At 69.2% G+C, this 13,897-nt stretch carries 13 protein-coding genes and 1 pseudogene; 6 read left to right on the forward strand and 8 right to left on the reverse strand.

Translation table 11 applies throughout. The annotated features are described in order from the left end of the window. From ttfA to H7I41_RS16735, 4 genes are all read right to left on the reverse strand, one after another. Positions 1–717, reverse strand: a 717-nt coding sequence (ttfA, locus tag H7I41_RS16720; RefSeq protein WP_264013724.1) for a trehalose monomycolate transport factor TtfA, incomplete at its 3' end; no start/stop codon positions are given. Positions 718–894: 177 nt separating this feature from the next. Then, a complete protein-coding gene (gene clpB, locus H7I41_RS16725) occupies positions 895–3,441 on the reverse strand; it encodes an ATP-dependent chaperone ClpB (protein WP_264013725.1) in 2,547 nt (848 codons plus the stop codon). A gap of 82 nt (positions 3,442–3,523) precedes the next feature. Further along, the gene (locus H7I41_RS16730) at positions 3,524–4,189 is read right to left on the reverse strand and encodes a DUF2510 domain-containing protein (RefSeq protein ID WP_264013726.1); all 666 of its coding nucleotides are present in this window, start codon (positions 4,187–4,189) and stop codon (positions 3,524–3,526) included. A gap of 106 nt (positions 4,190–4,295) precedes the next feature. Beyond that, positions 4,296–4,649, reverse strand: a complete 354-nt coding sequence (locus tag H7I41_RS16735; protein WP_264013727.1) for a VOC family protein — start codon at positions 4,647–4,649, stop codon at positions 4,296–4,298. A gap of 103 nt (positions 4,650–4,752) precedes the next feature. On the opposite strand from H7I41_RS16735, the pseudogene H7I41_RS30420 reads away from it, so the two are divergent. The 3 genes and pseudogenes from H7I41_RS30420 to H7I41_RS16750 form a co-directional block, all read left to right on the forward strand. Beyond that, positions 4,753–5,379, forward strand: a pseudogene (locus tag H7I41_RS30420) (TetR family transcriptional regulator); the annotation flags it as partial. Positions 5,380–5,415: 36 nt separating this feature from the next. Next, entirely contained in the window at positions 5,416–6,072 is a 657-nt protein-coding gene (locus H7I41_RS16745) for an enoyl-CoA hydratase-related protein (protein ID WP_264013750.1), read from the forward strand. 54 nt (positions 6,073–6,126) lie between these two features. After that, positions 6,127–6,795 (forward strand): GAP family protein, encoded by a 669-nt coding sequence (locus tag H7I41_RS16750; RefSeq protein ID WP_264013728.1) that lies wholly within the window; start codon positions 6,127–6,129, stop codon positions 6,793–6,795. A 46-nt stretch (positions 6,796–6,841) separates the two neighbouring features. Here H7I41_RS16750 and H7I41_RS16755 read toward each other — a convergent pair whose 3' ends face one another. Both H7I41_RS16755 and H7I41_RS16760 read right to left on the reverse strand, forming a co-directional pair. Further along, positions 6,842–8,239, reverse strand: coding sequence for an amidohydrolase family protein (locus H7I41_RS16755; protein ID WP_264013729.1), 1,398 nt, complete (start codon positions 8,237–8,239; stop codon positions 6,842–6,844). 152 nt (positions 8,240–8,391) lie between these two features. After that, a complete protein-coding gene (locus H7I41_RS16760) occupies positions 8,392–9,027 on the reverse strand; it encodes a TetR/AcrR family transcriptional regulator (protein ID WP_264013730.1) in 636 nt (211 codons plus the stop codon). A gap of 95 nt (positions 9,028–9,122) precedes the next feature. Here H7I41_RS16760 and H7I41_RS16765 point away from each other — a divergent pair, with 95 nt between their 5' ends. The 3 genes from H7I41_RS16765 to H7I41_RS16775 are packed head-to-tail and all read left to right on the forward strand — an operon-like array spanning position 9,123 to position 12,239. After that, positions 9,123–10,124 carry an ABC transporter permease gene (locus H7I41_RS16765; protein ID WP_264013731.1) on the forward strand — a complete coding sequence of 334 codons (1,002 nt, stop codon included), beginning with the start codon at positions 9,123–9,125 and terminating at the stop codon, positions 10,122–10,124. Between the two features lie 11 nt (positions 10,125–10,135). Continuing rightward, the gene (locus H7I41_RS16770) at positions 10,136–11,302 is read left to right on the forward strand and encodes an FAD-binding oxidoreductase (RefSeq protein WP_264013732.1); all 1,167 of its coding nucleotides are present in this window, start codon (positions 10,136–10,138) and stop codon (positions 11,300–11,302) included. Between the two features lie 22 nt (positions 11,303–11,324). Continuing rightward, positions 11,325–12,239 (forward strand): aldose 1-epimerase, encoded by a 915-nt coding sequence (locus tag H7I41_RS16775; protein WP_264013733.1) that lies wholly within the window; start codon positions 11,325–11,327, stop codon positions 12,237–12,239. Here H7I41_RS16775 and H7I41_RS16780 read toward each other — a convergent pair. Both H7I41_RS16780 and dnaJ read right to left on the reverse strand, forming a co-directional pair. After that, positions 12,236–12,613, reverse strand: a complete 378-nt coding sequence (locus H7I41_RS16780; RefSeq protein WP_264013734.1) for a heat shock protein transcriptional repressor HspR — start codon at positions 12,611–12,613, stop codon at positions 12,236–12,238. The two genes, H7I41_RS16775 and H7I41_RS16780, sit on opposite strands and share 4 nt — an antisense overlap. Further along, positions 12,613–13,782: a molecular chaperone DnaJ gene (gene dnaJ, locus H7I41_RS16785; protein WP_264013735.1), complete on the reverse strand. Its 1,170-nt coding sequence runs from the start codon at positions 13,780–13,782 to the stop codon at positions 12,613–12,615. Before dnaJ ends, H7I41_RS16780 begins: the two co-directional genes overlap by 1 nt. Between the last annotated feature and the right edge of the window lie 115 nt (positions 13,783–13,897).

The raw sequence follows: 13,897 nt of genomic DNA on the forward strand, positions 1-13,897 counted from the left end.
GGGCGCGGGGGCCGGCTTGAGCGGACGGCTCGGGGGCGCGGGGGCCGGCTTGAGCGGACGGCTCGGCGAGCCGCTGCGCCTGGGCGCAGGCTGGCTGGCGGCGGGCTGCGGGACGGGCGGCAGGACGCGCAGCAGGTCGTTGAACTGCCGCACGGTCCGCAGGCCCTCGTCCCACTGGGCGCGGGTACTGGTGACCGGCATGCTGACCAGCGTCCAGTTCTGCTCGTTCCACATGATCTCGGCGCAGTCCGGCGCGGTGTGGGCGAACGTCACCATCCGGCGATCGCAGGCGCGCCGGGCGGCGTCGAGGTTGGTGGAGTAGACCATCCGCGGCCCGATGGCGCCGAGCAGCCAGATGTCGTTCTCGCGCGGTTCCTTGATGTCTTTGAGGCGCACGTCGACGACCACGTTCGTGCCGACCTTGCGGTGCAGCGCGATCACGGTTGCGACGTCCTCGAGGTCGAAGATGAAGACGGCCTCGCCGCGGATCTGGCCGAGCACCACGTTGCGGGCGTTGACGTCGCCGACGGTCGACATGACTCCGCGCTTCCAGCGCTTGAGGATGTCGGCGGACTCGTGTTCGTAGTCGAAGCCGTGCGATTTCGCCCAGGACTTCCGGCGGCGGCCGAGCCCGCGTCGACGGTCGATGTCGACGTACAGCAGCACGGCCGCACCCACGAAGCAGAGCGCGGACAGCGTGAACCAGAGCGGGACCATTGGTCCTAGCCTACTTGCTGGTACCGCTTTCGCCCGAACTCAAGTTGGTCACAACCGCGTCTCGTCGACTGTCATGCGTCTCTCCAGTCACACGAGTATCGACCTCGAACGCGAAACTGCGGCCAGATCGCCCCGGAGTGGGGATTCGCGATCTGACCGCAGTCTCGGCGTATCAGGTCAGCCGAGCACCAGCCCGTCGCCGTCGGCGCTCACGTTGACGGGCACCACGTCGCCGTCGTGCACGTCACCGGCCAGCAGCAGCTTCGCCAGCTGGTCGCCGATCGCCTGCTGGATCAGCCTGCGCAGCGGCCGGGCGCCGTAGAGCGGATCGAATCCGCGCTGGGCGAGCCACTTCTTCGCAGGCAGCGACACCTCGAGGGTGAGGCGGCGCTGCGCCAGCCGCTTGGCCAGCTGCTGCAGCTGGATGTCGACGATCGAGACCAGCTCCTCGGGATTGAGCCCGTCGAAGATGATGACGTCGTCGAGGCGGTTGATGAACTCCGGCTTGAAGGCCGAGCGCACCGCCGCCATCACCATCTCCTCCGAACCACCGGCGCCCAGGTTGGACGTCAGGATCAGGATGGTGTTGCGGAAGTCGACCGTGCGGCCCTGGCCGTCGGTCAGCCTGCCCTCGTCGAGCACCTGCAGCAGCACGTCGAACACATCCGGGTGGGCCTTCTCGATCTCGTCGAACAGGATCACCGTGTACGGGCGACGTCGCACCGCCTCGGTCAGCTGGCCGCCCTGGTCGTAACCGACGTAGCCGGGAGGCGCACCGACGAGGCGGGCCACCGAGTGCTTCTCGCCGTACTCGCTCATGTCGATGCGGACCATCGCGCGTTCGTCGTCGAACAGGAACTCGGCCAGTGCCTTCGCCAGCTCGGTCTTACCGACACCGGTGGGTCCGAGGAACATGAACGAGCCGGTGGGCCGGTTCGGGTCGGCGACCCCGGCGCGGCTGCGGCGGACGGCGTCGGAGACGGCCTGCACGGCCTTCTTCTGGCCGACGACGCGCCTGCCCAGCTCGTCCTCCATGCGCAGCAGCTTGGCGGTCTCGCCCTCGAGCATCCGGCCGGCGGGGATGCCGGTCCACGCCGACACCACCTCGGCGATGTCGTCGGGGCCGACCTCCTCCTTGAGCATGACGTCCTCACGCGCCTCGGCTTGGGGCACCGCCGCGTCGAGCTTCTTCTCGACCTCGGGGATGCGGCCGTAGCGCAGCTCGGCGGCCTTGGCCAGGTCGCCGTCGCGCTCGGCGCGCTCGGATTCCTGACGCAGTGCGTCGAGCTGTTCCTTGAGCTCGCGGACCGCGTCGATGGCGTGCTTCTCGTTCTGCCAGCGGGTGGTCAGCTCGGTCAGCTGTTCCTTCTTGTCGGCCAGTTCTGACCGCAGCTTCACCAGCCGGTCCGCCGACGCGGCGTCTTCCTCCTTGGCCAGCGCCATTTCCTCGATTTCGAGGCGACGGACCAGCCGCTCGACCTCGTCGACCTCGACGGGCCGGGAGTCGATCTCCATCCGCAGCCGCGACGCGGCCTCGTCGACCAGGTCGATGGCCTTGTCCGGCAGGAAGCGGGCGGTGATGTAGCGATCAGACAGAGTGGCAGCGGAGACGAGAGCCGAGTCGGTGATGCGCACGCCGTGGTGCACCTCGTAGCGCTCCTTGAGGCCACGCAGGATGCCGACGGTGTCCTCGACCGACGGCTCGCCGACGTAGACCTGCTGGAAGCGGCGCTCCAGCGCGGCGTCCTTCTCGATGTACTTGCGGTACTCGTCGAGCGTGGTGGCGCCGACCAGCCGCAGCTCGCCGCGGGCGAGCATCGGCTTGATCATGTTGCCCGCGTCCATCGACGAATCGCCGGTGGAGCCGGCGCCGACGATGGTGTGCAGCTCGTCGATGAACGTGATGATCTGACCGGCCGAGTTCTTGATGTCGTCGAGGACGGCCTTGAGCCGCTCCTCGAATTCACCGCGGTACTTCGAGCCGGCCACCATCGAGCCGAGGTCGAGCGAGACGACGGTCTTGTCGCGCAGGCTCTCCGGCACGTCGCCGGCGATGATGCGCTGGGCCAGGCCCTCGACGATCGCGGTCTTACCGACACCGGGCTCGCCGATCAGCACCGGATTGTTCTTGGTGCGACGCGAAAGCACCTGCACGACGCGACGGATCTCGGTGTCGCGACCGATGACGGGGTCGAGCTTGCCTTCCCGCGCGCGGGCGGTGAGGTCGGTGGAGTACTTCTCCAGGGCCTGGTAGGTGCCTTCGGGATCGGGGCTGGTGACGCGGGCGCTGCCGCGGACCTTGGTGAACGCCTCGCGCAGGGCCTCTGGCGACGCGCCCGCGCCGGTGAGCAGCTTGGCGACGTCCGAGTCGCCGGTGGCCAGGCCGACCAGCAGGTGCTCGGTGGAGACGTATTCGTCGTCCATCTCAGTGGCCAGCTGCTGGGCGGCGGTGATCGCGGCCAGCGACTCCCGGCTCAGCTGGGGCTGGCTGTTGGCGCCGCTGGCGCGGGGCAGCCGGTCGACGAGCCGTTGCGCCTCGGCGCGGATCGTCGCCGGTTCGACGCCGACGGCCTCGAGCAGCGGGGCGGCGATGCCGTCGTTCTGCGTGAGCAGCGACATCAGCAGATGCGCGGGGGCGATCTGCGGGTTTCCTGCGACGGTGGCCGCCTGCAGGGCCGACGTGAGCGCGGCCTGCGTCTTGGTCGTCGGGTTGAACGAATCCACCACAACCTCCGATTCACTCTCTACGGGGTGGTCAAAATGCTTCTCGGCATGTTCAACGTCGTCAAGGTTGAGTGTGTTCCGCTCAAGTCCAGAAACTTTTGGGCTGGGAATCAGCAGGTGGGCCGATCGCGATCCGGTCGTAGAAATGATGCGCGAACCCCGTCGCCGCGAGTAGGTCGGGCAGCGGCGGGGCGACCGGAACCGGACAGTCCAGCTCGTAGTCGAAAAAGTGACCGTCCTCGCGGCAACGTCGCTCGACAACGGCGAGCACGTGACCGGATTCGGTGCGCACCGGAACAGTCACGATCGCGGCCGTGTCCGACGGCAGTACGCACACTTCGGTGAGTCCGAGCAGCTCCGATCCGTACTCGAGTGCCATCGACAGGCGCGGCGTGCGCCACAGCCGCCCGGGGGCGCTGATCTGCCGCAACCGGCCGAGGTGCGCGCCGCCGCCGTCCTGGACGACGAGGTTGTGATGCCGAGTCCCACCGCCGATGCGGGTAAAGGTGAGAGCTGCGGCGCCGCTCGGCCGCAGAAGTGCGAATTCGAGCGTCCGTGTCTCACGGCCGAAGTACTCGGGGATTTTGGACCGTGCCCGGATCAGGCCGATCAGCTCTCCGTTTCCGCCGACCACCTCGCAGGCGATGTCACCCAGTCTGGGTTTCGCCTGGAACCGCAGGACCGGTTGCCCGAGCGGGAAGCCCTGCGATGCAACAACATCGATGACCGGCCCCCTTCGTCGCAGCATTGTCGACGCACGTCCGATCGTACTGTCGGCACCCGATCGAAATCGACGATCAGCGACTTGAATGTCGACACGCTCTACGAAAATCGGCGCGACGATGGGCCGCGGCTCAGTAATCGGGCCGGAAGCCCCCGATGACGCCGATGACGTTGCCGTCCGGGTCGGCGATCTGCGATAACCGCACGCCCTTGTTGGCCTCGACGATCTCGCCGGGCTCGATGCCGCGGCCGCGCAATTCACCGAGGTGAGCCTCGAGGTCGTCGACGGCGACGTTGAGCTGCCCCTTGCCCGCCCGCTCGGGATCCACGAACACCTGCACCCACGCGCCCGGCAGCACCTGCCACTCGGTGAGGCTGGGCATCGGGTCGTTGTCCGCCGGGCGCCCGAACAGCGCGGTGTACCACTGCCGGCTCTTCTCCAGGTCGGACACCGGAACCACGGCCAGCACGTGCTCGATCGACATGAGCACTCCCTTCTCTCGCAATCGTCGTATGTAGGTAGACCCCTCGACACTGCCGGACTCATCACATCCATTACAGAGCAAGTGCTCTGTTATGGTGGCAGCCATGCCCCGGCCCCGCGTCCACGACCTCGACCGCGTGCTCGACGCCGCCGAGGAGCTCGCGGTCACCGCCGGGCCCGCCGCGGTGACGATCCGCGCCCTGTCGGAGGCGACGTCGGTGTCCAACGGCGCGCTTTACCACGCATTCGAATCACGGGCCGGGCTGCTCGGCCGGGCGTGGGTACGGGCCGCGGAGAGCTTCCTGCAGCTCCAGCGCGATGTCGTCGATCAGGCGCTCACGGGCGGGGGCGACGTCGCCGGCGACGCGAGCGCGGTGGAAGCCGTTGTGGTGGCGGCACTCTGCCCGGCGCTGTTCTTCGACCGGAAGCCGACCTCGACGCGGTTCCTGTTGAACGTTCCCCGCGACGAACTACTCCGGTCCGGGGAGGTGCCGGACGGCGTCGCCGATCAGCTGCGCCGACTCGACAGGGCGCTCGGAGAGCTCTTCGTGCGGTTGTCGCGCAGCCTGTGGGGCCGTGCGGACAGGCAGTCCGTCGCTGTCATCCGCGACTGCGTCGTCGAACTCCCGACCGCACTGCTGCTGCACGGCGACCGCACCGCCGACCCCGCCGCGCGCGAGCGGCTGGCCGCCGCCGTGCGCGCCGTGCTGACCGTTCCGCTGCCACCCCCTGAGCCCCTATCTCCACCCCACGAAAGGACAACCCTGATGCCCTCGACACTCGAGTACCGCGACACGATCGCCGTGCTGACCCTCGGCGACGACGAGAACCGCTTCTCCGTCGACTGGCTGGACACCGTGAACACTCAGCTCGACGAGGTCACGACCAACGCGCAGGCGCTGATCACCACCGGAATCGGCAAGTTCTACTCCAACGGCCTCGACCTCGACTGGCTCGGCGCGAACGGCGATCGGCTGGGCTGGTACGTCGGGCGGGTGCAGGAACTCCTCGCCCGCCTGCTGACGTTCCCGCTACCGACCGTCGCCGCGGTGAACGGCCACGCATTCGGCGCAGGCTCCATGCTCGCGGTCGCCCACGACTACCGCGTCATGCGCGACGACCGCGGCTACTTCTGCTTCCCCGAGGTGGACATCCGCATCCCCTTCACCCCCGGCATGGCGGCGCTCATCCAGGCAAAGCTCCCCCCGCAGACCGCCGTCACCGCCATGACCACCGGGCACCGCTACGGCGGCCCGGAAGCGCAGGCCGCCGCCCTCGTCGATGACACCGCCCCCGAAGACGGCATCGTCGACGCCGCCGTGCAACGGCTGCAACCGATACTCGGCAAGGATCCCGGCACCCTCGGGGCGATCAAGACCACCATGTACGCCGCGGTCTCCGAAGCACTGCGGATTCCAGGCTGACGACGCGCCCCGTCGAACCACGATCCGGCGCCTGCGCTTGCTAGGTTCAACACCATGACCGGGCGTTGGGTGTCGGAACTGGTCGAACTGATTCCCCTGGCGCTCGTGATCGCACTGTCACCGCTGTCGATCATCCCGGCGGTGCTGGTGCTCCGCTCACCGCGGCCACGGCCCGCCGGCCTGTCCTTCCTGGCCGGCTGGCTGCTCGGACTCTTCGCACTCGCTGCCGTCTTCCTGCTGGTGTCGGGCCTGATCGGCGACTTCGACAAGCCACCGGCGTGGGCGTCGTGGCTGCGGATCGCCGTGGGCGTCATCCTGATCGGGCTCGGGGTGTTCCGCTGGACGCGGCGCGGCGACACGCATTCGCCGAAGTGGATGACCTCGTTGACCACGCTGTCGCCCGCCCGCGCGTTCCTCACCGCGCTGACGCTGGTGGTCGTCAACCCGAAGGTGTTCTTCATCAGCGCCGCTTCGGGTATGGCGATCGGCAGCAGCGGCCTTGGCGTCTTGGGCGCGTGGTCGGCCGTCGTCTACTTCGTCCTCGTCGCCGGCTCGACGGTGCTGCTGCCCATTGTGGCGTACTCACTGTTCACCCAACGCCTCGACCCGACGCTGCGCCGGGTCGGCGACTGGCTGGAGCGCAGGCATGCCGTACTCGTGGCCGGAATCCTCGTGGTCATCGGTCTTCTGTTGCTGTACAAGGGCATTCACGGCGTGATGTAGTCGGAACACCGACACCGCCGTCACCTGGTCCATCGGTTCTCGAGATTCAGGCGACCACGCGCCGGCCCCGCACGTACACCTCGGCGATCGACGACTCCCGCAGACCCATCAGCAGCGCGAAGAGCGTCTGGTCCCGGGCCAGGCCGGCGTCGCCGGCGCGGACGGCGTTGCGCAGCAATCCTTTCAGGGCGCCTGCGGGCTGCACCACCACGAAGTCGGCCTCCTTGCCCTCGTCGAAGTTGCCGAACCTGTCCTCCATGTCGAGGGCGCGTGCGCCGCCGAGGGTTCCGAGGAACAGCAGTTCGGCGGGATGCAGCGAGACGCCGGCCGCGCCGTCCTCACTGATGTGCTGCTTGAATGCGTCACCGAGCACCCGCGGCACCAGCCACTCGTCTCCCCCACCGAAATCCGTTCCTGCGGCGACGTTCACGCCACTGGCGATGGTCCGCTTCCACGGCATGGTTCCCGAGCCGAGGAACAGCTGCGACACCGGGCAGTGCGCGATCGAGGCGCCGGTCTCCGCCATCCGCGCCAGTTCGGCGTCCTGGCAGTGCACGCAGTGCGCGAGGATGGTCCGCGGGCCCAGCAGGCTCTTGCCACCGACCTGCGAGCCCGGAAGGAACTTCCCGTCGTAGGTGTCGAGGTAGGTGTCCACCTGGTACTCGCGCTTGGTGGAGTCGACCTCGCCGGTGCCCGGGCGGTTGTTCTCGTTGAGGTGGGTGTGCACGTAGACGCCGCGGTCGCGGAACTCGTCGTACAGCTCACCGAGGTTCCTCAGGGTCTCGGTGGTCACCGCGAGTGAGAATCTGGGCACGATCGCCACGTGCAGCAGTGCGGTGTTCACGTCGCCGGTGTCGGCGGCGTGCCACTTCTCGATCTCCTCGCGGGTCAGGCGGATCGCGTCCTCCTCGGAGGTGATCAGCGGTTCGGCGCTGGCGGGGCCGCGGGTCTGGATACCCCGGCCCGACACGATCCGCAGACCCGCCTTCTGCGTCTGGCTGAACAACGCGTCCTGCGCGTGCGGGAACGCCGAGCCGAACACCATCGCGGCGGTGGTGCCCGCCGCGATCCGACGCCGGGTGAACTCCACTGCCGCCTCTTGCGCGAATTCGGGTTCTGCATAACTGGATTCGGACGGGAAGATGCAGTTGGTGAGCCACTCCAGCAGCTGACCGCCGCCGTAGGAGTCCCCCGCATACGTCTGGGGGAAGTGGATGTGAGTGTCGACGAACCCCGGCAGCAGGTACCCGCCGCGCTGATCGTGCACCGTCGCCGACGCGTATTCGGCCGGTACTGCGGCTCTTTCGCCGGCGAACAGGACCCTGCCGTCGGAACCCACCACCAACGCCCCGTCCGGGACGGACACCAGCGCGGCGGCCGCCTCCGTGACGGTCGGGCTGCCCTTCAGGTGGAAGATGTGCCCGTAGTGGACGTCAGTGGTCATGGTCATCCCTCGTCGGTCGTCCTCGTGGCACGTGACGCACAACAGGACCGCGAGGAGGTGCCGGGGCGCCCGTCGCAGAACGGTATCCCGATGGCGCGTCGCATGCGCGTCGAAGCACTGCGCATGGCGGACCTGGGGACTTGGCTAAGGCATCACGCCGATGCGCCGGGTAGACCCAGCTCTTCGGCGTCGGCGGTGAGGTAGCGCGTCACGGTGGGTGCGAGCAGGCCGACGAGCTCGTCGCCGGTCAGCGTGGCCAGCGGCGGGATCTTCATGACGTAGCGCAGCATTGCGGTGCCGACCAGTGTGGTCGCCGCGAGCATCGCGCGCAGCCGGGCCGATTCGTCGCCGCCGAGCACCCCGGCGACGGCGGTCAGCACGTAGTTCTGCATGAAGCTGCGGAACGCCTCGTGTGCGTCGGTGTTGGACGTCGCCGACTGCAGCATCGTCACCATGCTCGGCCCGGTCTCCGGCGACTCCCAGATCCGCAGATAGACCCGCACCATCCGGGTGCCGACGTCGCCGTCGCCCTCCGACAGCGCGTCGACGAGTATCTGCGGCTCCAGGATCAGCCGCAGCGATTCGCGGAACAGGTCGAGTTTCGAGCCGAACAGGTAGAGCACCATCGACGGATCGACGTGGGCGTCGTCGGCGATCGCACGCAGGGTGGTGCGCTCATACCCCTCACTGGCGAACCGCTTCTTGGCCGCGGCCAGCACGGCGTCCCGCGACACCGGCTCACCCTGCCGCCGGCCGCGGCGCCGCGTCGTCTTCGCTGGTGGGGCCATGCGACGAGATTATCATTTCAATATGTGTTGAAAATGTGCAGCCACGGCGTTACGCTCGCCGCACCGAATTCAACACTCAATGAAAAGGAGCGGTCATGGCGACGACATCCGCACCGCACGCCCAGCACGCGGTGCCCGCCCACGAACCGCCGGCGGCGCTGCGGGCCACCGGGATCCTCGCCGTCCTCACGGTCGTGCTCGCCACCATCGCGATCGCCTTCGCACTACCCGCCACCAAGTCGGCGCCCCACGACGTCCCGATCGGCATCGCCGGGCCGCAGGCCGCCAACGGGCAGTTCGCCGAACGGCTCGACCGCCAGGCTCCCGGCGCCTTCGCGGTGACCTACTTCCCCGGTGAGACCGCCCTGCGGGACGCGATCCTCCACCGCGACGTCTACGGCGGCATCGCCATCGGACCCGACGGCCCGCGCCTGCTCATCGCCACCGGCGCGGGCCCGGCCGTCGCCCAGATGCTCACCCAGCTCGGCAACGGTCTCGCCCAAGAGAGGGGTGCCCCCATCCCCACCGAGGACCTCGCCCCGCCCACCGCGGGCGATCCCCGTGGCGTCGGGCTTCCCGCCTCGGCGCTGCCCATCACCCTGGCCGGCCTGCTGCCGGCAGTCGCGCTGGTGCTCGTGCTGCGCCGCGAGGTGTGGACGCGCCTGGCGGCCGTCGTCCTGTATGCACCGGTAGCCGGCCTCACCGTCGCCGCCCTGCTGCGCTATGCCTTCGGCTCCATCGACCAGAACCTCTGGGGTGTGGCCGCCGGACTGACGCTCGGCGTGCTGGCATCCGGGCTGCTGCTGCTCGGCCTCGGATCGCTGTTCGGCCGGCCAGGCCTGATCGCCGGCGCCGTACTGGCCGTGCTGCTCGGCAACCCGCTCTCGGGCCTGGCCTCCGCGCCGGAACTGCTGCCCAGTGGCTGGGGTCAGCTGGGCCAGCTCCTGCCGCAGGGCGCGACCGCGACACTGCTGCGGTCGACGGCGTTCTTCTCCGGCAACGGAGCAGGCACCGCGATCGCCGTCCTGACCTGCTGGGCGGCCTTCGGGGCGACGCTCGTGGTCATCGCCGCGATGCGCCGCAACCGGGTCACTTAGACTCGAACGGCGTGGGACTCGACGACCGTGACGCGCTGATGCTGCTGCGTGACGCCGTCGACCCCGCCCTCGGCTCCGACGAGACGATCCGCCGGTTCTACACCCACTGGTTCGCCATCGACCTCTCGGCACGCGACCTGTTCCCCCCGGACATGGAGCAGCAGCGCAGAGTCTTCGCCCAGGCGATGACCTGGCTGTTCGGGGAACTGATCGCCCAGCGCGCCGAGGAGCCGGTGGCGTTCCTGGCTCAGCTCGGTCGCGACCACCGCAAATACGGTGTCACCCAGGCACATTACGACTCCATGGCCCACGCGCTGTCCACCGCGCTTCGCGACCGGCTGAGCGACCGATGGGACGACCGGCTCGCCGAGGCCACCCACGACGCGGTCACCCTGGTCACCGGCGTGATGCGCGGCGCCGCGGACGCCGAGGCGGCGCCGGCCTACTGCGACGGCACCGTGATCGAACACATCCGGGCCTGCCGGGACGTGTCGGTGGTGCGGCTGCAGCTCGACCAGCCGCTCTTCTACCACCCCGGCCAGTACGTGACCGTGCAAGTGCCGCAATGGCCCCGGCGCTGGCGCTACCTGAGCCCGTCCATTCCCGCGGACCGCGGCGGGGCGATCGAGTTCCACATCCGGTCGGTACCCGGCGGCATGGTGAGCACCGCCATCGTCGGCGAGACGCAGCCGGGAGACCGGTGGCGGCTGTCCAGCCCGCACGGCGGCCTGCACGTCGACCGGGCCGGCGGTGACGTGCTGATGGTCGCGGGCGGCACTGGGCTGGCGCCGCTGCGCACCCTGATCATGGACATGACCCGGTTCGGCGACAACCCGCGGGTTCACCTGTTCTTCGGCGCCCGATTCCCCTGCGAGCTCTACGATCTGAAGACATTGTGGCAGGTCGCGTCGACCAACCCGTGGCTCTCGGTGACGCCGGTGTCGGAGTTCAGCACCGATCCGCCGTGGGCGGCCGACTTCCCCGACGTCCGACCTCCGCGTGGCCTGCACGTCCGGCAGACCGGCCTGCTGCCGGACGTGGTGACCCGCTACGGCAACTGGGGCGACCGGCAGATCCTGGTCTGCGGGGGTCCCCAGATGGTCGAGGCGACCAGGGCCGCATTGATCACCAAAGGCGCACCGGCCGAACGGATCCAACACGACCCGCTCGCCGGCTGACCGTCCGTGAAAGACTCGGACGATGCCTGACCACACCCCTGTCACCCTGCGCGATCCATCGTCCTCGCTGACCACCACATACGTCCCGTCGGCGGGCATGATCTGCACGTCGCTGGCCGACGACGGCGTCGAGTTCCTCGGCCAGCGCCGCGGCGTGGAGGCCTACATCGCCGCGGGCAAGACGATGGGCATCCCGATCCTGTACCCGTGGGCCAACCGGTTGGGCGCCAACACCTACGACGTCGACGGCACGCAGGTCACCCTGACCCCGGGCGAGGCGGGGGTGCGAGCCGACGAACACGGCGCACCCATCCACGGTGTGCTCGCCGCCGATCCCGGCTGGGACGTCGTCGAACAGGACGGCCACCGGCTGGTCGCGAGCCTCGACTGGGGCGCGACACCGCGGCTGATGGAGTCGTTCCCGTTCCCGCACGTCCTGACCATGTCGGTGACACTGGCCGACCGCAGGCTGACCGTGGCCACCACCGTGGCGCCGTCCACCGACACCCCGGTGCCGCTGTGCTACGGCTATCACCCGTACCTCACGGTGCCCGGGGTCCCGCGCGAGGAGTGGGTGCTGCAGACGCCGGCCATGCGGCGGCTGCCCACCGACGACCGCGGCATCCCGACCGGGGAACAGGCCGAATGGGCCGCCGAATCCGAGCCGCTCGGACGCCGCGAACTCGACGACGGATTCGACGAGGTGCCAGAAGGCGCGGTGTTCGCGCTGTCCGGCGGCGACCGGCGTATCGAGGTCACCTATGTCCGCGGCTATCCCGCCGCGCAACTCTTCGCGCCGGGCAGCGACGCCGTCGTCGGCATCGAGCCGATGGCCGCGCCGACCGATGCACTGCGGCGTGGCGGGTACCGGACAGCGGAGCCCGGCACCGGGCCGCACTCCGGGGACACCGCCACGTTCTCCATCACCATCGACTAGCGCTTGTGCCGCGGCTGCCAGACCACCAGGGCCTTGGTGGACGACACCGCGACATCGCGCCGCTGACCGGCGCGCAACTCGTCGATCTCGGCGGCCATCTCCTTGAGTCGTGACTGCAGCGCCTCGACCTGATTGGTCAGCTCGATGATGCGCTTGATCCCGGCCAGGTTGACGCCCTCGTCCTGGGATAGCCGCTGCACTTCCCGCAGCAGGTCGACGTCGCGCTCCGAATACCGCCGTCCGCCACCAGAACTGCGCTGCGGGCTGACCAGACCGAGCCGGTCGTACGTGCGCAGCGTCTGCGCGTGCATGCCTGCGAGTTCAGCGGCCACCGAGATCAGGAACGTGCGGGCGTCGTCGGCACGCTTGGGCATCACGCACCCGCCCATCCCGCCCGCGGGTCGAATCCGCTGGCGCGTTCAGCTTTCGCGTACGCCTCCAGTGCCTCGGCAGCCTCGCCCTCGAGATTCGGTGGCACCGCCACCTTCACCGTGACCAGCAGATCGCCATGGCCACCCGACCGCTTCGGCACACCGCGACCGCGCACCCGCAGGATGCGGCCGTCGGAGGTGCCACGTGGCACCCGCACACCGACCTTGCCCTCCAGGGTCGGCACCGAAAGCGTTGTGCCAAGCGCGAGCTCGTGGAAGCTCACCGGCACCGTCACGGTCAGGTCGTCACCGTCGCGGCCGAACACCTTGTCCGGGCGGACGTGCACGGTCACGTACAGGTCACCCGACGGCGCCCCGCGCAGCCCTGCCTCACCCTGGCCGGCCAGCCGGATGCGCTGACCGTCCTCGACACCCGGTGGGATCCGGACGTTGATGGTCCGGGTCCGGGTGGTGACGCCGGAACCGCTGCACTCGCCGCAGGGGTGCTCGATGATCGAGCCGCTGCCCTTGCACTCGGTGCAGGGTTCGGAGAAGCCGAACGCGCCCTGGTTGCGGTTCACCACGCCCGAGCCGTTGCAGTTCGGGCACACCTTCGGGCTGGTGCCCGGGCGTGCGCCGCTGCCATGGCAATTCGTGCAGGGCGCCTGGCTGGTCAGCCGAAGCGGCATCGCCACGCCCTTGGTGGCCTCCAGGAACGACAGTTCGGCCTCGGTCTCGAGGTCGTTGCCGCGCCGCGGCCGGGTCGGCCGTGGCTGGGCGGCGCCCCGGCCGAACAGCCCGCCGAACAGGTCGCCGATGTTCGCGCCGCCGGTCTGGCCTGCCGCGTCGAAGAGGTCGTTCAGGTTGAACTCGGCACCGTCGCCACCGGTGCCGAACGTGCTGCCGCTGTACCGGCCGCCGCGACCGAAACCGCCTCCGGCGAAAAGCCTTCGGGTCTCGTCGTACTCCTTGCGCTTGGCCGTATCCGACAGGACGCTGTGGGCCTCCGACACCGCCTTGAACCGCTCGGAGGCGGCCGGATCGGGATTGGTGTCGGGGTGCAGGTCGCGGGCCAGCTTGCGGTAGGCACGCTTGATGTCGTCGGCGCTGGCGTCAGAGGAGACGCCGAGCTCCTTGTAGAAGTCCTTCTCGACCCATTCTCGTTGGGCCATCAGCGCGTCACCCCCTCACCTTTCTGAAGTCGGGTGTTGTTCGATTGTGCTGCCTCGCGGGCCCGCCGGCCGGGTTTCCGGGTCGACGTGCCGCAGGTGTCGTCCCGGAAGAGCG

Source organism: [Mycobacterium] manitobense, from assembly GCF_025821665.1.
GTDB lineage: Bacteria > Actinomycetota > Actinomycetes > Mycobacteriales > Mycobacteriaceae > Mycobacterium > Mycobacterium arseniciresistens.